18 protein-coding genes are annotated in these 19,796 nt (G+C 68.3%); 12 read left to right on the forward strand and 6 right to left on the reverse strand.

Features of this window, described 5'->3' with window-relative positions; all coding sequences use genetic code 11:
- The first annotated feature begins 68 nt into the window (after nucleotides 1-68).
- Genes ACFTSF_RS34410 through ACFTSF_RS34425 form a run of 4 tightly spaced genes read left to right on the forward strand, consistent with a single transcriptional unit; the run spans nucleotide 69 to nucleotide 5,118 of the window.
- Nucleotides 69-971 (forward strand): LysR family transcriptional regulator, encoded by a 903-nt coding sequence (locus ACFTSF_RS34410; RefSeq protein ID WP_380158908.1) that lies wholly within the window; start codon nucleotides 69-71, stop codon nucleotides 969-971.
- On the forward strand, nucleotides 968-1,339 hold the full coding sequence (locus ACFTSF_RS34415) for a hypothetical protein (RefSeq protein ID WP_380158910.1): 372 nt from the start codon (nucleotides 968-970) through the stop codon (nucleotides 1,337-1,339). Before ACFTSF_RS34410 ends, ACFTSF_RS34415 begins: the two co-directional genes overlap by 4 nt.
- A 10-nt stretch (nucleotides 1,340-1,349) precedes the next feature.
- On the forward strand, nucleotides 1,350-3,794 hold the full coding sequence (pepN, locus tag ACFTSF_RS34420) for an aminopeptidase N (RefSeq protein WP_380158912.1): 2,445 nt from the start codon (nucleotides 1,350-1,352) through the stop codon (nucleotides 3,792-3,794).
- Between the two features lie 43 nt (nucleotides 3,795-3,837).
- Nucleotides 3,838-5,118 (forward strand): S28 family serine protease, encoded by a 1,281-nt coding sequence (locus tag ACFTSF_RS34425; protein WP_380158914.1) that lies wholly within the window; start codon nucleotides 3,838-3,840, stop codon nucleotides 5,116-5,118.
- Here ACFTSF_RS34425 and ACFTSF_RS34430 read toward each other — a convergent pair.
- On the reverse strand, nucleotides 5,105-5,641 hold the full coding sequence (locus ACFTSF_RS34430; RefSeq protein ID WP_344156979.1) for an RNA polymerase sigma factor: 537 nt from the start codon (nucleotides 5,639-5,641) through the stop codon (nucleotides 5,105-5,107). The genes ACFTSF_RS34425 and ACFTSF_RS34430 overlap by 14 nt on opposite strands.
- Nucleotides 5,642-5,698: 57 nt before the next feature.
- On the opposite strand from ACFTSF_RS34430, the gene ACFTSF_RS34435 reads away from it, so the two are divergent.
- Together ACFTSF_RS34435 and ACFTSF_RS34440 are read left to right on the forward strand one after the other, a co-directional pair.
- Entirely contained in the window at nucleotides 5,699-6,715 is a 1,017-nt protein-coding gene (locus ACFTSF_RS34435; RefSeq protein WP_344156982.1) for a serine/threonine-protein kinase, read from the forward strand.
- A 44-nt stretch (nucleotides 6,716-6,759) separates the two neighbouring features.
- Nucleotides 6,760-7,380 (forward strand): hypothetical protein, encoded by a 621-nt coding sequence (locus ACFTSF_RS34440; protein ID WP_380158916.1) that lies wholly within the window; start codon nucleotides 6,760-6,762, stop codon nucleotides 7,378-7,380.
- 171 nt (nucleotides 7,381-7,551) lie between these two features.
- Here ACFTSF_RS34440 and ACFTSF_RS34445 read toward each other — a convergent pair whose 3' ends face one another.
- From ACFTSF_RS34445 to deoC, 3 genes are read right to left on the reverse strand one after another with little or no spacing between them, the layout of a single operon-like run.
- Nucleotides 7,552-8,427, reverse strand: coding sequence for an aldehyde dehydrogenase family protein (locus tag ACFTSF_RS34445; protein WP_380158918.1), 876 nt, complete (start codon nucleotides 8,425-8,427; stop codon nucleotides 7,552-7,554).
- The gene (locus tag ACFTSF_RS34450; protein WP_380158919.1) at nucleotides 8,417-9,853 is read right to left on the reverse strand and encodes an aldehyde dehydrogenase family protein; all 1,437 of its coding nucleotides are present in this window, start codon (nucleotides 9,851-9,853) and stop codon (nucleotides 8,417-8,419) included. Before ACFTSF_RS34450 ends, ACFTSF_RS34445 begins: the two co-directional genes overlap by 11 nt.
- Before the next feature lie 5 nt (nucleotides 9,854-9,858).
- Nucleotides 9,859-10,815 (reverse strand): deoxyribose-phosphate aldolase, encoded by a 957-nt coding sequence (gene deoC / locus ACFTSF_RS34455; protein ID WP_344156994.1) that lies wholly within the window; start codon nucleotides 10,813-10,815, stop codon nucleotides 9,859-9,861.
- Between the two features lie 206 nt (nucleotides 10,816-11,021).
- Here deoC and ACFTSF_RS34460 point away from each other — a divergent pair, with 206 nt between their 5' ends.
- The 4 genes from ACFTSF_RS34460 (at nucleotide 11,022) to ACFTSF_RS34475 (ending at nucleotide 14,150) form a co-directional block, all read left to right on the forward strand.
- The gene (locus ACFTSF_RS34460) at nucleotides 11,022-11,582 is read left to right on the forward strand and encodes a PH domain-containing protein (protein ID WP_380158921.1); all 561 of its coding nucleotides are present in this window, start codon (nucleotides 11,022-11,024) and stop codon (nucleotides 11,580-11,582) included.
- 2 nt (nucleotides 11,583-11,584) lie between these two features.
- Nucleotides 11,585-12,484 carry an alpha/beta hydrolase gene (locus tag ACFTSF_RS34465; protein ID WP_380158923.1) on the forward strand — a complete coding sequence of 300 codons (900 nt, stop codon included), beginning with the start codon at nucleotides 11,585-11,587 and terminating at the stop codon, nucleotides 12,482-12,484.
- Between the two features lie 123 nt (nucleotides 12,485-12,607).
- Nucleotides 12,608-13,546 carry a neutral zinc metallopeptidase gene (locus ACFTSF_RS34470; protein WP_380158925.1) on the forward strand — a complete coding sequence of 313 codons (939 nt, stop codon included), beginning with the start codon at nucleotides 12,608-12,610 and terminating at the stop codon, nucleotides 13,544-13,546.
- 157 nt (nucleotides 13,547-13,703) lie between these two features.
- Nucleotides 13,704-14,150 carry a hypothetical protein gene (locus ACFTSF_RS34475; protein WP_344157005.1) on the forward strand — a complete coding sequence of 149 codons (447 nt, stop codon included), beginning with the start codon at nucleotides 13,704-13,706 and terminating at the stop codon, nucleotides 14,148-14,150.
- An 11-nt stretch (nucleotides 14,151-14,161) separates the two neighbouring features.
- On the opposite strand, the gene ACFTSF_RS34480 is transcribed toward ACFTSF_RS34475, so the two are convergent.
- Nucleotides 14,162-15,835 carry a phospho-sugar mutase gene (locus ACFTSF_RS34480; RefSeq protein ID WP_380158927.1) on the reverse strand — a complete coding sequence of 558 codons (1,674 nt, stop codon included), beginning with the start codon at nucleotides 15,833-15,835 and terminating at the stop codon, nucleotides 14,162-14,164.
- Between the two features lie 126 nt (nucleotides 15,836-15,961).
- Nucleotides 15,962-16,423: a gamma-glutamylcyclotransferase gene (locus ACFTSF_RS34485; protein ID WP_376038079.1), complete on the reverse strand. Its 462-nt coding sequence runs from the start codon at nucleotides 16,421-16,423 to the stop codon at nucleotides 15,962-15,964.
- A 31-nt stretch (nucleotides 16,424-16,454) separates the two neighbouring features.
- Between ACFTSF_RS34485 and ACFTSF_RS34490 the strand changes: the two genes are divergently transcribed.
- The gene (locus ACFTSF_RS34490) at nucleotides 16,455-17,834 is read left to right on the forward strand and encodes an NAD(P)H-quinone dehydrogenase (protein ID WP_344157014.1); all 1,380 of its coding nucleotides are present in this window, start codon (nucleotides 16,455-16,457) and stop codon (nucleotides 17,832-17,834) included.
- A 64-nt stretch (nucleotides 17,835-17,898) separates the two neighbouring features.
- Nucleotides 17,899-19,761 carry a hypothetical protein gene (locus tag ACFTSF_RS34495; RefSeq protein ID WP_380158929.1) on the forward strand — a complete coding sequence of 621 codons (1,863 nt, stop codon included), beginning with the start codon at nucleotides 17,899-17,901 and terminating at the stop codon, nucleotides 19,759-19,761.
- Nucleotides 19,762-19,796: the final 35 nt, after the last annotated feature.

Genomic DNA, 19,796 nt, shown 5'->3' on the forward strand with positions numbered 1-19,796 from the left:
CCTGGCTAGGCAGTCCACAATGCGCGATCCCCGTAGCCAGCCTAAGGCTGAGGCGTAGGCTGAATCCCATGCGGTACGACCTGGACGACCTCCGCCTCTTCACGCACGTGGCGACCGAAGGCTCGATCACCGGCGGCGCCCGGGCGATGCACCTCAGCCTGCCTTCGGCCAGCGCGCGGGTCAGAGCTCTCGAAGCGCAGGCCGGTGTCCCGCTGCTGATCCGCGAGCGCCGAGGCGTCCGGCTGACTCCCGCCGGTGCCACGCTGGCTCGGCATGCGCGCGAGGTGCTGGCCGAGACCACCCGCCTGGACAGCGCAGTCGCGTCGTACGCCGTCTCGGGCACGGAACCGGTCCGCCTGGTGGCCGGTGGTTCGGCCATGCACCAACTCGTCCCGGCCGCGCTCGCCACCTTCCTGCGCGACCATCCGGAGTACGACGTGAATGTGAAAGAACGCCGTACTGTCCGCAGCGTCCGTATCCTCGCCGCCGGGGAGGCCGATCTCGGCGTGATCCTGGACGACGAGCCGACCCCGTTGCGGACCGAACCGCTCGCCGACGACTCACTCGTGGTGATCGGCCAGGCCGGTGGAGTCCTGTCCGGACGCAGCTCGATCGCGTACGCCGAGGTTGCCGAGCATCCGCTGATCGCGCTGGACCGGGGTTCCCCGCTGACGCTGTGGATGGAGGAGCGCCTGGGCCCGCACGCCCCGGTTCCGCGGTACCGCACTCTCGTGCCGACGCTGCACACCGTAATCATCCTGGCGAGTGCCGGAGCCGGTCTGGCGATCGTTCCGCGTCGGGCGGTCGATGCGATCACCTCGATCGACATCTGCCCGCTGGAGGACGCGTGGTCCACCCGCGCGCATCTCCTCTGCTACGCCGCGAACGCGCCGGAGGGAGCGCAGTTGCTCGCCGAGCATCTCCGGGCGGCGGCTGGCGCACCACCCGCAGCGACTAGCGTGCTGGCATGACTGACATTCCCCTGCAGGCCTACAGCGCGCTGTTGCACAGCAGCAACCTCGCCATGGTCTGCCGGGCGCTGAACATGTACCAGGTGGCCGCGGCGTACACGCAGGTGAGCGGAGGCAACCCGCTCGAGGAGGTGGCCGACGAGACTCGTCAGGTGGCCCTGCGCATCCTCGGTGGCCCGCCCGTCGCGGCAGGCGCGGAGATCGCCGCGGGATTCGACCACTTGAGCGCGCTGAACGTGCTCACGATGCTCGCGCAGCCCGAGGACGCCGACCTGCTCGCGCGGATCGCAGCCGGGACCGCCGATCCGCAGATCCGGGCGGTTGCGCAGCTCGCGGCCAGGACGGCGGAAGGAACCCCGCTCGGATAGCGTGCAGTACATGCGCGCCTTGACAGTGGAGGAAGCCCGGCAGCGGGCCGTGGACCTGACCTTGGGGTCCTACCTGATCGACTTCGACCTGACCGATCCCGGCGACACCTTCGAGGTAACGAGCCGGATCACGTTCACCGCCACCGGCGAGGCGAGTTGGGTGGATGTGAAACCGGAGCGGCTGCTGTCGGTCGAGCTGAACGGGCAGTCGCTGGATCCGGAGCTGCTGGCTGACGGTCGCTTCCCGCTGACCGGTCTGCAGGCCGAGAACGAGCTCGTGATCCACACCGTGCAGAAGTACTCCGTCGATGGTGAGGGCCTGGTCCGGTCGGTCGATGCAGCCGATGGACTCGTCTACACCTACGGCATGTCGTCGCTGGAGTCGGCACCGCGGTACTACCCGTGTTTCGACCAGCCCGACCTCAAAGCGCCGTACACGGTGACGGTGAAGTGCCCCGAGGAGTGGGTGGTGCTCGGCAACGGCGCCGCCACGCGAACCGCGCCAGGGGAGTGGGCGCTGGCCGAGACCAAGCCACTGTCGACGTACTTCGTCGCGATCGCCGCCGGTCCGTACCACCTGATCCGCAGCGAGTACGACGGGATCCCCCTCGGACTGGCCTGCCGGCAGTCGCTCAAGGAGCCGCTGGAGGCGGATGCGGAGGACCTCTTCCGGACCACGCGGGACGCGTTCGACGCGTACCACCGGATGTTCGGGCAGCGGTACATGTTCGGTGAGTACTGGCAGGTGTTCGTGCCGGACTTCAACCTTGGCGCGATGGAGAACCCGGGCTGTGTCACGGTCTCCGATGACTTCCTGTTCCGCGCCCAGGCGACCGAGGCCGAGCGCAGTACCCGGTCTCGCGTGCTGGTGCACGAGATGGCGCACATGTGGTTCGGCGACCTGGTCACCATGAAGTGGTGGAACGACATGTGGCTGAACGAGTCGTTCGCCGAGTACATGGCACACCGCGTGGCCGAGGAAGCGACGGCGTACAAGGGGAACTGGACGGACTTCGCGTTTGTGCGCAAGTGGTGGGGGATGCAGACCGACCAGAGCAGCTCGACCCACCCGGTCGCGCCGGACAGCCTGAAGGACGCTCGGCAGTCGCTCGACGACTTCGACGGGATCTCGTACGCCAAGGGTGCTGCGGTGCTGAAGCAGCTGGCGAAGTATCTCGGGGATGACGTGTTCTTGAAGGGCGTCAACGCGCACCTGGAAGCGCATGAGTACGGCAATGCGGATCTGCACGAGTTCATCGCGAAGCTGACCGAGGCGGGGGCGAGCGGTCTCGCGAACTGGTCCGAGCAGTGGTTGCGCACGTCTGGTCTGGACACGCTCACCGCGGAACGCACGGCTTCCGGCGTACTGCTGCATCGGTTGAGCCCCGACGACTCGCGGCGGCCGCACACCCTGACGGTTGGTGGGTACGACTTCGAGGGTACGCCGACAATCGTCGAGCTGGTGCTGGATCAGGACGTTGCGGAAGTTGCGCTGGGCAACGAGATCGCGGTGATCGTGCCGGACGCGCAGGACGACACCTGGGTGAAGGTCCGGCTCGACGAGACCACGTTGGCCAACCTGCCCGTCGTACTGCCGAAGATCGCCGACAGTACGACGCGAGCCGTCATCTGGAACGCCGTACGCGACGCAACCCTGACCGGCGACCTCGATCCGCGTCGTGCGCTCGACCTGTTCGCCACCACCATCGGTGCCGAGGACAGCGACGTCGCAGTCGAGTCACTGGTCCGCTGGCTGACCGAGCGAGTCCTCGGCGGCTACCTCCCGTACGACGAATCGCGCGGTGTGGTCGCGGATGCGCTGGAAGCCAAGCTCGCGAGTGTCGAACCGGGCAGCAGCCTGCAACTCGCAACCGCCCGCGGTTTCGTCGCAGTCACAAAGAACGTGGAGTTGTTGCAGGGCTGGTTGGTTGGTGCGAGGGCGGTGCCGCGGGGGCTGGTGATTGGGCAGGATCTGCGGTGGGCGATTCTGCTTCGGCTGGTGCGGCTTGATGCGGCCGGTGAGGCGGAGATTGCTGCCGAGCATGCGCGTGACCAGTCGTCCGAAGGTGCGGTTGAGGCCGCGCGTTGTCGGGCGGCTTCACCGGCCGGCAAGGAGCAGGCTTGGAGCCGGATCATGGGCGACCCGGAGATCGGCGTGCGCGAACTGCTCGCCACGGCTGAGGGGTTCTGGCATCCGGGGCAGGCCGCGATCACCGCGCCGTACGTCGGCAGGTTCTTCACCGAGATTGCCGCCACGGCCGACATCCGGGCCGGCATGGTGCTGATGCTGACCGCGAACCGGATCGTCCCGAAGTACGCGATCGACGAAGACCTGATCGGTGCCGCCGAGACCCTCAGCCAGGACGAGACCGTCACCTCGGGGATCCGGCGTGCGGTCGCGAACTACCTCGACGACCTGCGCAGGGCAGTGGAGGTTCGCCGCCGATACAGCTAGCCTGGTCACTCAGAGTGTCGGCTAGCGCTCGAGGAGTCACCGGATGCGATGGTTCCGCCTACTGATCGTGGTCGCATTGCTCCCGGTGACTCCCGCAGCGGCCATGGACTCGGTCGCTGCGGTTCGGGCTCGGCTGGAGACGATTGCCGGGCTCCGGATCGAGAGCGGCCAGCTGATGAACGGCAAGCCGTTCTTCGTCCTCTGGTACTCCCAACCCACTGACCACCACGCCACAACGAGTGAGCGGTTCGAGCAGCGGATCACCTTGTGGCACAAGGGATTCGACCGCCCGACCATCCTGCAGACCACCGGGTACGCCGGAACCACCGGCGCGTCCGCCGCCGAACCGACCAGGCTTGCCGACGGCAACCAACTCGGCGTCGAGCAGCGCTTCTTCGGCCGCTCGACCCCCGCGAGCAAGGACTGGACCAAGCTCGACATCTGGCAGGCCGCCACCGATCACCACCGAATCGTCGAGGCCTTCAAACCCTTGTACGGCGGCAAGTGGCTCTCGACCGGCGCGAGTAAGGGCGGAATGACCTCGGTCTACCACCGCCGTTTCTACCCGACCGACGTCGACGCCACGATCGCGTATGTCGCACCTCAGGACACAGTCAACGACCAGGACTCCTACGTCGACTTCATCCAGCACGCCGGCACCGACCGCGCCTGCAACGAAGCGCTCCGGACGCTCCAGCGCAACGCCCTCTACCGCCGCGCCACCCTGCTCCCGAAGCTCACGCAGCTCAAGCTGACCTACGAGCAGGCCTACGGCTCAGCCGACCGCGCCTTCGAGGCCGCGGTCCTCGACACACCGTTCAAGTTCTGGCAGTACCGCACCCAGGCGAGCTGCCTGCTCATCCCGGGCCGAAATGCGACCGACCAGCAGCTCTTCACGTTCATCGACCAGATCGTCGACTGGTCGTCATACTCCGACGCCGGAGTCGCGCCGTACCAGGCCTACTTCTACCAAGCGGCCGCCCAACTGAACTGGCCCGACGTCTCCGCCGGCACCACCTGGCTCAAGGGCCTCCTGCACTACCCCGAAGCCGGCGCCGCCCCCGCGACCCTGAAGGCGCCGCCCAAGCACGACCCGAACGCCATGCCCGACATCGACCGCTGGGTCCGGACCACGGCGAGCCGCCTCCTCTTCGTCTACGGCGCCAACGACCCCTGGTCCGCCGAACAGTTCGAACCGTGCCCCCACGACTGCCACACCTACGTCGTACCGGCCGGCAATCACAACGCAACGATCGCCAACCTGCCCACGGCCCAGCGGACCGCCGCTACAGCGCTGATGCGGGGCTGGGTCAGCGCACAGTGAGGCGTTCTGCGACGGCCTTGCGGGCCTGGTGGATGCGGGCCTTCACGGTTCCCAGCGGTACGTCGAGTTCGTCGGCGATCTCGGCGTAGGTCAGGGCACCGAGGTCGCGCAGGACGAGGGGCTGGACGAGCTGGGGGTGGCTCGACTCGAGGTGTTCGAGGGCTTCGAGCAGGTCCAGTCGGGAGCCGGCGATGACCGACGTGGTGCGCGGGTCGACGGCCTCCGGCATGTACTCGGCGGTCTGCTCGACCGAGCGGCGCTTCAGGGAGCGGTAGGTCTGGCGGGCCTGGTTCGTGGCCACGATCGTCACCCAGCCGGCGAAGCTGCCGGTGCCCTTGAAGGTGTGCAGCTTGTTCGCCACCGTGAGCAGGGTGTCCTGGACCGCCTCTTCGGCGTCCTCGCGGTACGGAAGGAACTTCGCGACCCGGCGCTGGACCAGCGGCCGGATGGCGTGCAGCAGCTCGGGCATGGCTGACTTGTCAGCCAGAGTGCGCGCCGCGAGTGCTTCGAGCTCCTCGTTCATACTCCCCCAGAGAGTGGTGTCCCCGTGCGAACCGGTCGTGACCGACAATAGCTCTCGATGGATGTCATCGGACGGTACCGGCTGCAGGACCAGATCGGCGCGGGCGCGTTCGCGACGGTCTGGCGAGGGTATGACGACGACCTCGACGTGGACGTCGCGGTCAAGATCCTCGCCGACAACTGGGCGTCGCGCGCTGACGTGCGCGAACGCTTCCTGTCCGAGGCGCGGCTGATGCGCCGGATCGCCAGTGACCGGGTGGTCCGAGTCTTCGACCTGGGCCGGCTGCCGGACGGCCGCCCGTACTTCGTCATGGACTACGTCGGCGGTGGCACGCTCGGCGACCTGTTGCGGCAGGGGCGGCTGGATCCGGTGGACGCGCTCTGGTGGGGCGCGGACCTGGCCCGGGCGGTCTCCGCGCTGCACAACGAGGGTGTCGTGCACCGTGACGTCACCCCGGCGAACCTGCTGCTCCGCGAGAACGTGGGCATCGAGTCCGGCGGCGGTACGCACCGCATCGTGCTGGCCGACCTCGGGCTGGCCAAGCGGGCCGCCGAGGCGTCCGGACTCACGCAGGCGGTCGGCACACCGTCGTACATGGCGCCTGAGCAGGGGCGCGGTGACGGCGGCTTCGACGAGCGGGCGGATATCTACGCGATCGGTGCGGTGACCTATGCGCTGCTGACCGGGCGTCCGCCGTACTCCGTCTCTTCGATTCCCGACGTGCTCAACCGCGACCCGGACCTGCTGCCGGACAGCCTGTATCCGGTCCTGCACGATGGGGTCGGCGGGCTCGACGACATCTTCGCGCGGGCACTGGCCTACAACCCGGCCGATCGCTGGGAGCGGGCCGAATTGCTCGCCGAGCGGCTCGAGGCTGAGGCGTACCGGCTGGAGCAGGAGGCGCCGCTGCGCGCCCAGGAGCGGACCAGCATCACCGACGACGAGGACTCGACGACCATCGCCACCAACCCACCGGTACGGCGTCGCCGTCGCCTCTGGGTGTGGTTCGCCGCCATGCTGCCGGTGTTCTTCGTGGCGGCCGGGGCCGGTGGCTGGTTCCTGTTCGGACAGTGAGACGAGCCTCCTCACAGCCGGCGATGATTGCTTAGAGTAGCGATATGGCTACTCGCCGCAGTCTACTGATCATCGGTGCCGCCGTACTTCCGCCAGTCCTCGGCAGCGTCCCGGCGGCAGCCCAACCCGTCGCCAGCTATTCCTGCCGGGCGAACACCAAGTTCGGCAAGCACCTGCTGTCGCTGCGCCAAGGCGTCGACGCGAAGGCGCCCGCGACCATCAAGCCGAACCACCGCTTCTCGATCACCGTCGACCTCAAACCCGGCCAACTCCCCGGCGAGGTCAAAGGCTTCAAACTCAAAGAGGTCCGGGACCTCTCACTCCGCGTTCCGATCCCACCCAACTCGTCGTACGTGAGCGCCACCCTGACCGGCGGCTCCGGCCTCAACTCCACCCCAAGCGTCCGCCTCGACGGCCGCACCGCGGTCATCTCGGTCGCCGGCCCCATCCCCGGCGGCGCCGCCTACCAACTCCCCACCCTCACCGTCCGCCTCAAAGCCGGCCGCCGAGGCGCCGTCGTCGAGACCCGCCTCAAAGGCACCTCGTACGACGACCCCGGCCTCACGCTGACCGCGAAGATCAAGTGGAAATTCGTCACCATCAACTCCCCGGTCACCTGCTACCCCAACCCCAACCCACCCCTCACCCGAACCACCATCCGCTGAGGCCCGTTTGGTGGGTGCACCCTCCCCATCAAACGGGAGGTTCCCCCACCGAATTCCGGGGTGGGAACCCCCTGCTTGGTGGGCGCACCCACCAAATGGGGACGAGGCGGGGGCGCGAGGACGAGGCGGGGGTGGGGACGAGGTGGGGGCGGGATGGAACGGGGGGTGGGGTTAGACGCCGATGGGGTGCCAGACGGTTTTGAGTTCGAGGTACTGCGTCATGCGGGAGAGGCCGGGGGATTCGGTCCAGTCCTCGGCGGCGGGGCGGCGTACTCGCTTGAGGTTTTCGGCGGCGGCGGCTTCGAGGTCGCGGGCCTCGTCGGGGTCCTCGATGCCGCAGAGGTCGATGGCGTTGACGTCCATGTGGGCGGCCAGCCAGGGGCCGATCTCGGAGGCTGAGCCGGTGAGCAGGTTGACCACGCCACCGGGGAGGTCGGAGGTGGCCATGACCTCGCCGAGGGTGATGGCGGGGAGTGGACGCTCGTACGACGAGACTGCGACGACCGTGTTGCCGGAGACGATCGCGGGGGCGATCACCGAGGTCAGGCCGAGCAGGCTGGAGTCCTGGGGAGCGAGGACCGCGACCACACCGGTTGCCTCGGGCAACGAGAAGTCGAAGTACGGGCCGGCCACCGGGTTACTGGAGCCGACGACCTGCGCCAGCTTGTCGGCCCAACCGGCGTACCAGACCCAGCGGTCGATCGATGCGTCCACGACCGCGCGGGCCTTGGAGATCGACAGGCCCTCGGAGGCGGCGACTTCGGAGCTGAACTGCTCGTGTCGGCCCTCCATCACCTCGGCGATCCGGTAGAGCACCTGACCGCGGTTGTACGCCGTCTTGCCGGACCAGCCGCCGAACGCCTTGCGGGCCGCGACGACCGCGTCCCGAGCGTCCTTGCGGGAGGCCTGGGACGCGTTCGCGAGGAACTTGCCCTTGGTGTTGCTGACGACGTACGACCGGCCCGACTCGCTGCGCGGGAACGCGCCGCCGACGTACAGCTTGTAGGTCTTGCGGACCTCGAGCCGTCCAGTGTCCTTAGTGGGCAAGGTAAGCCTCCAGGCCGTGACGGCCGCCTTCGCGGCCGTAGCCCGACTCCTTGTAGCCGCCGAACGGCGAGGTCGGGTCGAAGCGGTTGAACGTGTTGGCCCAGACCACGCCGGCGCGCAGCTGGTTGGCCATCCAGAGGATCCGGGAACCCTTCTCGGTCCAGATCCCGGCGGACAGCCCGAAGGGAGTGTTGTTCGCCTTCTCGACGGCCTCGGCCGGGGTGCGGAAGGTGAGCACCGACAGCACCGGCCCGAAGATCTCCTCGCGGGCGATCCGGTGCGCCTGCGAGACGCCGGTGAAGACGGTCGGCGGGAACCAGTAGCCCTGGGTCGGCAGCTCGCACTCCGGCGACCAGCGCTCGGAGCCCTCGTCCTCGCCGATCTGCGACAGCTCACGGATCTTCGCCAGCTGGGCCGACGAGTTGATCGCGCCGATATCGGTGTTCTTGTCCAGCGGATCGCCGACCCGCAGGGTGCTCATCCGACGCTTCAGTCGGGCCAGGACCTCGTCGTACACACTCTCCTGGACCAGGAGCCGCGAACCCGCGCAGCAGACGTGGCCCTGGTTGAAGAAGATGCCGTTGACGATGCCCTCGATGGTCTGGTCGATCGGGGCGTCCTCGAAGACGATGTTCGCCGCCTTGCCACCGAGCTCCAGCGTGATCGCCTTGTCGGTGCCCGCGACGGACTTCGCGATCGCGCGACCGACCGCGGTCGAACCGGTGAAGGCGACCTTGTTCACATCCGGGTGCTCGACCAGCGCCTGGCCGGTACGACCGGCGCCGGTGACGATGTTGACCACACCCGGCGGCAGATCCGCCTGCTGGCAGATCTCCGCGAAGGCGAGCGCGGTCAGCGGAGTCGTCTCGGCCGGCTTCAGTACGACGGTGTTGCCCGCGGCCAGCGCGGGTGCGATCTTCCACGCGAGCATCAGCAGCGGGAAGTTCCACGGGATGACCTGACCGGCCACACCCCACGGCTGCGGATCGTCGCCAGCGCCGGCGTACTCGAGCTTGTCGGCCCAGCCGGCGTAGTAGAAGAAGTGCGCGGCCACCAACGGGATGTCGACGTCACGCGACTCGCGGATCGGCTTGCCGTTGTCGAGCGACTCCAGCACGGCCAGCTCACGCGCGCGCTCCTGGATCAGCCGCGCGATCCGGTACAGGTACTTCGCCCGGTCGCGACCCGCCATCGGGCCCCAGACCTTCTCGAACGCTTTTCTGGCAGCCTTGACTGCTTTGTCGACGTCGGCCGGTCCGGCCTCGCTGACCTCGGCCAGTACCTCTTCCGAAGCAGGGCTGACGGTCTTGAACGGCTTGCCGTCCGTCGCCTCGACGAAGGCGCCGTTGACGAACAGCCCGTACGACGACTTGATGTCGACGATGGCCCGCGATTCCGGGGCCGGTGCGTACTCGAATCTGCTCATGCCTGTCAGTCCAAGGTGAAGTAGTCGGGGCCCGGGTAGTGCCCGGTGGCCAGCTTGGTGCGTTGCATCAGCAGGTCGTTCAGCAGGCTGGAGGCGCCGAAGCGGAACAGCTCCGGGTCCAGCCAGTCCGGTCCGGCGGTCTCGTTGACCGTGACCAGGTACTTGATCGCGTCCTTCGCGGTCCGGATCCCGCCGGCCGGTTTGACGCCGATGTGCAGGCCGGTCGACTCGTGGTAGTCGCGGACCGCCTCCAGCATCACCAGCGTGACCGGCAGCGTCGCGGCCGGGGACACCTTGCCGGTGGAGGTCTTGATGAAGTCGGCGCCGGCCAGCATCGCCAGCCAGGACGCGCGCCGTACGTTGTCGTAGGTGACCAGCTCGCCGGTCTCCAGGATCACCTTCAGGTGCGCGTCACCGGCGGCCTCGCGGATCGCCGCGATCTCGTCGAAGACCAGGCCGTAGCGCCCGGACAGGAAGGCGCCGCGGTCGATCACCATGTCGACCTCGTCGGCACCGGCCGCGACCGCGTCCTTGGTGTCCTGCACCTTGATCGCCAGGCTCGAACGCCCACTGGGGAAGGCGGTTGCCACACTCGCGACGTTGATGCCCGTCCCGCGCAGCTCGTACTTCGCCGTCGCTACCAGGTCCGGATAGACACAGACCGCGGCTACCTGCGGAGCGGTCTGGTCGGACGGGTCGGGGCGCTTGGCCTTCGCGCACAGGGCGCGCACCTTGCCCGGGGTGTCCGAGCCCTCCAGCGTGGTCAGGTCGATCATCTGGATCGCGAGGTCCAGCGCATACGCCTTGGCGGTGGTCTTGATCGACCGCGTGCTCAAGGTGGCGGCCCTCGCCTCGGCGCCGACCTGGTCGACGCCCGGCAGCCCGAGCAGGAACCGGCGCAGCCGGTCCTCGGACGAGGTCACGTCGGCCAGACTGTCGACGCCTGTGTCGGTAGTGGTCACCCTTGCCAGCATAGTGCCTGGTCGAGGAACATTTGGCACCTCTAGCGACGCCCCAGACGCCCGCTGGCGGCGTTGTCGTCGTCGCGAGATGCTCCGCATCGCGCTCCTCCTCCGCCTTGCCAGCGAACGACTGGAACGCCGCTAGAGGCACCAATGTCCCTCGACCAGGCACTGTGCCGATCCGGACAACCGGTTACGTTGTGCACGTGAAGTCGAACGAGGCCGAGACCGAGCAGTACCTGTCCACGTCCAACCGGATCTCCGGCGTGATCGTGATCGTCATCGGAGCGGTCGGGCTGCTGGACATCGTGCTCGAATGGCGGACCGCCACCGGGGTCATGGTGGGCTGCGTGATCGCGATCCTGATGGTGCTCGCGTACTGCGGTCTGATCCGCCCGTCGGTGACACTCGGCAAGGAAACCCTCGTACTGCGTAATCACCTGCGGGACCGGGTGATTCCGTGGAACCAGGTGACCGGCGCCGATGTCGCCGACATCCTTCGGGTGCACACGCCGGTGGGCCGGTTCCGCGCTCCCGGCGTACAGCTCGTGATGCGCGATCTGCGCAAGCAGCGCGTCGGTGGGCGCAAGCTCTCGCCGGACAGTTCGTTGTCGCGTGCGGATCTGGTCGTCGGCCGGATCGAGGCGCACATGGAGCAGTACGGCGCGGTCGACGGCGGTGAGGTCAAGACGAACTGGGCCCGGCCCGAGTTGATCGCGATCGGTGTGCTGGCCGTGGTCGGCTTCGTGGCGGCGTTGTTCCGCTGACGATGGTTCTGTCCCGTCGCGCGCTACTGAGCACAGGTGTGGCGGCCGGGGTCGTCGGCGTCGCGGGTGTGGCCGGCCTGGAAACCGGGCTGATCCCGGGACGCGCTCGCGTGCACGACGTTCTCGGACTGACCGGTCCGGATGGCGTTGTGCCCGACGTACCGGCTGGTCCTGTGGTGTCGGGCACCTTCGAATCGTTCGGTCGCCGCACGACAGTTGGCTACTCGATCATCTGTCCCGATGGGTATCAGGCGTCTGACGCATTGCCCGTCGTACTGGTGTTGCACGGACGTGGTGGTGATCACACCTCGGCCGTCCGCGATCTCGGCATCGACCGGTACCTGACTGCCGCCGTACAGGCTGGGTCACCGCCGTTCGCGCTGGCGACGGTCGACGGCGGGCCGGACACCTACTGGCATCGCCGGGTGACCGACGAGGATCCGGGCTTCATGCTCGACCAGGAGTTCCTGCCCCTGCTGGCGAATCGCGGTCTCGACACCGCCCGGTACGGCGTCCTCGGCTGGTCGATGGGCGGGTACGGCGCCCTGTTGTACACGGCCCTGCATGCGTGGCAGCGTCGGGTCCGGCCGGGGACTCGCGCAGTCGCAGTCGCGGCGCTCAGCCCAGCGGTGTGGCGGCGCTACGAAGATGTTGCCCCAGGCTCCTTCGACAGCCGCGAGGACTTCGATGGCGGCCAGCTCTTCGGCCGCCAGGTCAGCCTGCAGGATGTTGCCGTACGCATCGATTGTGGGCGGGACGATCCGTTCGCCAAGGCAGCCGCGCAATTGCGGACCGAACTGGGTGCCGCGGGTGGGCAGCAAGCGGGTGCGCACACACAGGGATATTGGCGGCGGATGCTACCGGCCCAGCTGGCGTTTCTCGGCGGGCAACTCCGGAGCTGACGAAAATTCGTGGGAACTGGGACCGAATCGTTGACGTCCGAGTTCGTGTCCCGGCCGGTGGATGAACCCCCGGTCCCCGCAAGATGGGCCCTGACAGTCCCTGAATTTTCGAGAGTGGAGCTCATGGTCAACCTCTCCCGTACCACCCGACGCGGCCTGGCCGGTGTCGCTGCGCTGACCGGTCTCGCGGTTGTCGTGCCGGCCGGCGCCCAGGCGGCCCCGACGAACGAGACCGGCACCCGTCCGGTTCCCGTTGTCGGCAAGGCCGCCGAGTCGGGTACCGACGAGCACGTGCACGCCGAGGCGCCGACCGCGAAGGCCGGCTACACCGGCCCGTCGGCGCTGAAGATCGTGCGCTACAACAAGCTCTACAAGACCGGGCCGATCCCCGCGTCGCGCTGCAAGGAGGTCAACGTCTCCATGCGGACGGTGGCCGGCGTCAACAAGTACGCCACGCAGGTCTACAAGTGCCTGTACGCCGCCTGGAAGCCGATCCTGGCGAAGGCCGGCGCGCGGTCGACGGCGGCGCCGAAGCTGCACATCACCACCGCGTCCACGGTCAACACCCGGTGCGGCGTGCAGCGGATGACCCGGGCGTTCTACTGCGAGAACAACATCTACTTCCCGGCCAACCAGATGGTCAGCCTGTGGAAGCAGAACTCGACGTACGCGCGCACCTACGCCACCAACACGATGGCGCACGAGTACGGCCACCACATCCAGGAGCAGACCGGCATCATGGACGCCTCCTGGTGGCGTCAGCGCGCGATGAAGACGCAGAGCGCCAAGCTCGAGGAGAGCCGGCGTCGTGAGCTGCAGGCGTCCTGCCTCGGCTCGGCCTACATCGGCGCGAACCGCCGCTTCTACCCGATGACCGGCGCGCTCTACAACCAGTGGCGCTGGATGGTCAACAACATGGGTGACGCCAAGGGCTACCCGCGCGACCACGGCTCGTTCAAGAACCACGGCTGGTGGTCGGAGCACGGTTTCTACGCGACCAGCTCGACGACCACCGCGGCCCGCTGCAACACCTACGAATCGGCGCCGGCCCGCGTCTCCTGATTCCTTCGTAACTCAGCCGCCTGGTACGCGTTGCCGTACCAGGCGGCTGTTGCGTTTTGGCGACAACCCTACGATCTGCGATCGTGTGGTTACTTGTTTCGGATCCGCACGCCCTACAGTTCTGAGTCGAACGGTCGAACGGCAGGAGTCAAGGACAGTGAACTACGACGAGTTCAACACCGAGTACGCGAAGGTGCTGGACAAGATCAAGAGCGGTCGGGCCACCTGGTCGGAGCTGTCCGGGCAGGTCACCCGGCTGCGCCAGGCGACCGCCGGGATCGCCGATCCGGCGGAGCGCACCCAGATCGGCAGCGACCTGGCCGCACTGAGCCAGATGGTCGACATGTCGCGGCGTACCAACGACAAGGAGGACGTCTGGACGGTCACCTCCGAGGCGATCCGCCGGGCCAGCAGCCAGGAGGGTTCGGTCGCCGACCGGATCAGCCGGATCGACGCGGCCATCAACGACATCACCAGCCTGGCCGGCCGCAACCCGGACGAGCGGGACGCGCTGATGCAGTCGACCAGCACCCTGCGCATCCTGCACTCGTCGCTGCAGGCCTCCCTGCGCGCCGAGCAGGCCGAAGCCGCCGCGGCGCACTGAGAGGTTCCTCCCTACAGCCCCAGGGCTGTCGAGAGTGCTTGTTTGATACCGGCGAGATCTGTGGCCGCGGCGACCCTTGCCGCGGCCACATCGCCGTCCTGCACCGGGATGACGACTTCCAGGTAGCACTTCAGCTTCGGCTCGGTCCCGGACGGCCGCACGACGACGCGGGCCCCGTCGGACAACGTGTACCTAAGCCCGTCCGTCGGTGGCAGCTCCGCTGACCCCTGTGCGAGGTCATCGGTCTGTACGACGGTGTGCGCGCCGAGCGTCGTCGGGGGAGTCGCGCGCAGGTTGCTCATCGCGGTCTGGATGAGGCTCAGGTCCTCAACGCGGACTGACAACTGGTCGGTCGCGTGCAGCCCGTACTTGATCGCAAGATCATCCAGCAGATCGATCAAGGTGCGGCCCTCCGCCTTCGCGCGCGCCGCCATCTCCAGCACCCGGACAAGTGTCGAGACCCCGTCCTTGTCCTTCACGGCGGTTGGGTCGACGCAGTAGCCGAGCGCCTCCTCATACCCGAAGACAAGCTCCGGTACCCGCCCGATCCACTTGAACCCAGTCAATGTCTCGACGTACCGAACGCCGTAAGCCTTGGCGATCTTGCCCAGCAGCGACGACGAAACAATCGAGCACGCAGCGACGCCGTCCGGGCGCTGCGACAGGAGGAGCTCGCCGAGGAGCGCGCCGAGCTCATCTCCCCTGAGCATCCGCCAGCCGCCGCTCGCCGCTCCGCCGCCTCCCGCTCCTGTGGCGCTCCCCACTCCCGGGTCCGGGACTGCAACTGCGCAGCGATCCGCGTCGGGGTCGTTGGCTACGGCGATGTCTGCGCCGATGGCCCTCGCCAACTCCAGGGCGGCGTCGATGGCGCCGGGCTCTTCGGGGTTCGGGAAGCTGACTGTGGGGAAATCTGGGTCGGGGTCGGCCTGGGTGGCGACTACGGATGGTGCGGCGAAGCCGGCTCGGGCTACTGCGTCTTCGACGAGGGTGCGACCGACGCCGTGGAGGGGTGTGTAGGCGACGTTCAGGTCTCGGGGTGCGTCGGCTGGGACCAGTTCGGCGATGCGGTCCAAGTAGGCGTTCAAAAGCTCATCGCCGGTGGTCTGCCAGTCGTCGCCGCGCGGAACCGACTCGAGCGGACCGACGGCCGCGATGGCAGCCGCGATCTCCGCATCGGCCGGCGGGACGATCTGCGAGCCGTCGCCGAGGTAGACCTTGTACCCGTTGTCCTGCGGCGGGTTGTGCGAGGCCGTCACGACGACACCAGCGACCGCCTTCAGGTGCCTGATGCCGAAGGCGATGACCGGAGTCGGCGTGTGCCGGTCGAGCAGCACAGCGTCCAGCCCGGCGCCGCGGACCACGGCGGCCGTGTCCTGCGCGAACACGTCGGACTTGTGCCGGGCGTCGTACCCGATCAGGACGGGGCCGTCGGTCAGCCCGTTCGCCTTCAGGTACGCCGCGAGTCCGGCGGCGGCGCGGATCACGACAACCCGGTTCATCCGGTTCGGCCCGGCGCCGACGGCACCCCGCAGGCCCGCCGTACCGAATTCCAGCGTTCCGGCGAACCGGTCAGCCAGTTCAGCCGTGTCACCCGCCGCCAGCAGAGCCTCCAGCTCAGCCCGCGTGTCCGGGTCAGGATCCTCACTCAGCCAGGCCTCAGCGGCCGCCCGCAGCTCATCAGTCACCAGGGCAGATTAACGTCCGAAAGACCCGCAGAGCCGGTCTCCGGATCGTCGGACGCTAAATCAGGTGCCCCGCTAACGTCCGAAAGACCCGCAGGCCTGGTCTCCGGATGTTCGGACGTTGCGGGATCAGTGGCCGGAGGATTGGCAGGGGCGGCTGCGGAGTTCGGCCACGTAGTCGTCGGGGGCGCCGGCGGCTTCGGCGGCTTCGGCGAGGATGCCGACGTAGCGGGCTGAGGGGAGACCGCCCTCGTAGGCGTTCAGGACGTACATCCAGGCGAGCTGCTCACCGTCCAGGGTCTGCACCCGGACCTGGATCTTGCGGTAGACGCCCTGGTCTATCCACTCCCACTCGTCCAGGCGCTCGATGTCCTTGGGGTGGATGTCGTAGAGGGCCACGAACACCTGGTTGGCGGGGTCGGAGGGGTCCTCGACGACCGTGGCCATCGAGCCTTCCCAGCCGAGCTCCTCGCCACCGAAAGTCAGGCGCCAGCCGACGATCCAGCCGGTGCCGCGCAGCGGCGAGTACGGGCACCGCTCGGCCATCAGGTTCGGGTCCAAATTCGACGCAAACGCGGCGTACAGGGTCACGAGAAATCAGGATACGGAACAATGGCCTCTCGTGGCGCGAGTTGTGATCATCGGTGGCGGTCCAGGCGGGTACGAAGCGGCTAGTGCAGCCGCCCAACTAGGGGCGGAGGTGACGGTCGTCGATTCCGACGGGATCGGCGGTTCCGCGGTGCTGACCGACTGCGTTCCGAGCAAGACGCTGATCGCCACCGCCGAGGTGATGACGGAGGTGGAGGAGGCCGGCGAGCTCGGTCTGCGGGTCGACGACGGCGACGACGACCCGGCGAACTCCGTCTCGGTCGATCTCGGGGTGGTGAACCGGCGGGTCAAGGCGCTGGCGACCGCCCAGTCGGAGGGCATCGGGCGCCGGCTCGCCTCGGACCAGATCCGGATCATCAAGGGCCGCGGTCGGCTCGACGGGCCGGAGACGGTGGTCGTCGGCGACGAGCGGCTCGAGGCCGACGTGGTGCTGATCGCCACTGGTGCAAGGCCTCGTGTGCTCAAGGGGTCCGAGCCGGACGGCGAGCGGATCCTGACCTGGGAGCAGGTCTACGAGCTCGACGAGCTGCCCGAGCGGCTGATCGTGGTCGGGTCCGGTGTCACCGGTGCGGAGTTCGCCAGCGCGTACGACGCCCTGGGGAGCGACGTGGTCCTCGTGTCGTCCCGGGACCGGGTGCTGCCCGGTGAGGACGCCGACGCGGCCGAGGTCCTCGAAGAGGTCTTCAAGCGGCGTGGCCTGACCGTGCTGAGCAAGTCCCGGGCCGAGTCGGTCAAGCGCCAGGGCGACGGTGTCGTGGTCACCCTGACAGACGGCCGGACGGTCGAGGGCTCGCACGCTCTGCTGGCGGTCGGTTCGCTGCCGAATACCGACGAAATGGGCCTGATCGAGTCGGGCGTGTCGCTGACCGACGGCGGCTTCGTCCAGGTCGACCGGGTCTCCCGGACCACGGCCCGGGGCGTCTACGCGGCCGGCGACTGCACCGGCGTACTGATGCTGGCCTCGGTGGCGGCCATGCAGGGCCGGATCGCGATGGCACACGCCCTCGGCGACGCCGTCGCCCCGCTCGACCAGTCCACCGTCTCGGCGAACGTCTTCACCGCCCCCGAGATCGCCACCGTCGGCCTCACCCAGGCGACGCTCGACGCCGGCGGCAGTACGGCGATGGTCGTCAAGGTCCCGCTCGCGGACAACGCCCGGGCCAAGATGCAGGGCGTCCGCGACGGTTTCGTCAAGCTCTTCTGCCTGCCGAACACCGGCATCATCGTCGGCGGTGTCGTGGTCGCCCCGCGCGCCTCCGAGCTCATCCACCCGATCGCCCTGGCCGTCGCCGCCCGCCTGACAGTCGACCAGGTTGCGGCCTCGTTCACCGTCTACCCGTCGGTCTCCGGCTCCATCGCCGAGGCCGCCCGCCGCCTGCACCTGCGGAGCTGACGCTGCCCGCGACAGTGCCCTTCGGGGCACTGTCGATCGGGGTGGCGCTTCCTAGCATTGAACGGTGGCTGGGGAGCGCGCTGTAGCGGAGGACGAGCGGGCGCGGACGCCTGCACCGCGGCCTGCCGGAGACGAGTCGGCCCAGCCGCAGGCAGCGCTGGCCAAGGCCGGCAATGCCGCCAACGGCAAGGTCGGGCCGTGGTTGCGGGAGCACGCCGGGGCCGCGATCGAAGCCCTGGCCGCGAAGCCGCCGGACTTCCCGACCGCGCTCACGGTCCTGAACGGGTTCTCCACCGATGACATCGTGAAGGTGCTGCGCGGGACGAGCGCGAAGAACCGGAAGGAGCTCGGCGACCTCCTGGGAGGCAGCAGTGCGCCGGCGGTCGACGTTCCACGGCTCTCGCTCGCTTTGAAGATGGCCAGCGTGCCGGGGGCTGCTGCGGCGCGCGCCGAGCGGCTGCACGACATGATCCGTGGCGACGACCTGCAGGCGGCGTACGAGCTCCTGAACGGCTTGTCCGTGGCCGACCAGGAGAATGCGCTGGCGATGCTCGGCAAGGCGCACTGGCAGTCGCTGGCCAACGGCCTCGGTACGGCGGTAGGTGTCGACACGCCGTGGCTCGGGACGCTGCTGTCCGGGGTCAGCGGGACCCCGGTCACGTCGGCGATGACGTCGTACAGCTGGCTCAATGGGCAGGAGGCCGCGGCCGGTGCGGCCTGGGCAGCGGAGCAGCCCGACGACCGGCTCGCCTTCATGCTGAAGAAGCTCAAGGCGGCGGGCCAGGTGGGCGCCGACCGGCTGCGCGCGATGCTGACCGCCGGTCAGGTTAAGCGGATCGGCGGCGAGGTCGAGCCGGCCCAGGCCGCGAAGGTCGAGAGCGCCCTGGCCGGCATCCCCATCGACCAGAAGAACGCCATCCGCGAGTACCTCGGCATCCCCGCCCCAACCATCCCCGAGGCCACCGCCGGGCCGACGTCTGAGAAGGCGACGGCCAAGGCCGCGGCCAACTCGACGAACTTCATCGAAGGGAGCAGCCAGAACCTGACGGGGATGTCCTACCCGGAGCTCCTGGCGTCGATGCAGACGGTCCGCGCCTTCGGGGTGACGGTGGCTGCGGTTCATCCGCGGATGGCCGCCGCCCTGCTCAAGGCGGACGCGAGCGCTCGCGAGAAGATCACCGCGACCGAGGGTCGGCCGATGGAGGCCTCGGACTGGGGAATCACCGATATCGGTGGCCTGCAGGCCGGTGAGCACGGTCTGCACACGTTCGGCCTGGCGATCGACGTGAACTACGCGACGATGCCGTATCTGATGAACGAGAGCGGCGAGAAGGCGTTGGACCTCAAGCTGGCGCCGATCTACCAACGGATCTCCTGGCTAATGCTCGGACGGGCGTCGACCATTCCGGCGGGCGGCACTGCGTCGTACGACGCCCACAAGGAGGAGGCCAAGGCGATGCGCGACTACTTCGCCCTCGCCAAGGACTCCGCGGCGCTGCAGGCGCGGCTCCATGACAGCAAGGACGTGTCCATCCGCGGTGTCTTCGGCGATCCGCCGCCACCGGCCGGGGAACGCGAGGCGCGGCTGCGCGAGTTGATCGCGGCCGACCACGCGCAGCTCACAGCCAAGCCGGAGGCAAACCCCAACTGGAAACCCAATCCCAAGTTGAAGAAGCCGGTCAGCGAGCAGAAGCCGAACATGATGGACGCGCCGTTCGGCCCGGACGAGGGGCACGGCGATCCGGCCGATCGGACCTTCACGATCCGCAAGGAGATCGTCGAGGCGATCCGCGCGGCCGATCCGGCGATGAAGTGGGGCGGAACCGACCTCGGCGGGGAGAACGGCGACCTCATGCACTTCGAGATCAACAGCGGGATCGGCCGGGACGCGAACAACTTCTACACCTGGAAGAAAAAGCAGGGGTAAACCTTCGTTCACCTGTTTCACGGAGTGTGATCGGG

The organism is Kribbella sp. NPDC056951 (assembly GCF_042674205.1).
Classification (GTDB): domain Bacteria; phylum Actinomycetota; class Actinomycetes; order Propionibacteriales; family Kribbellaceae; genus Kribbella; species Kribbella yunnanensis.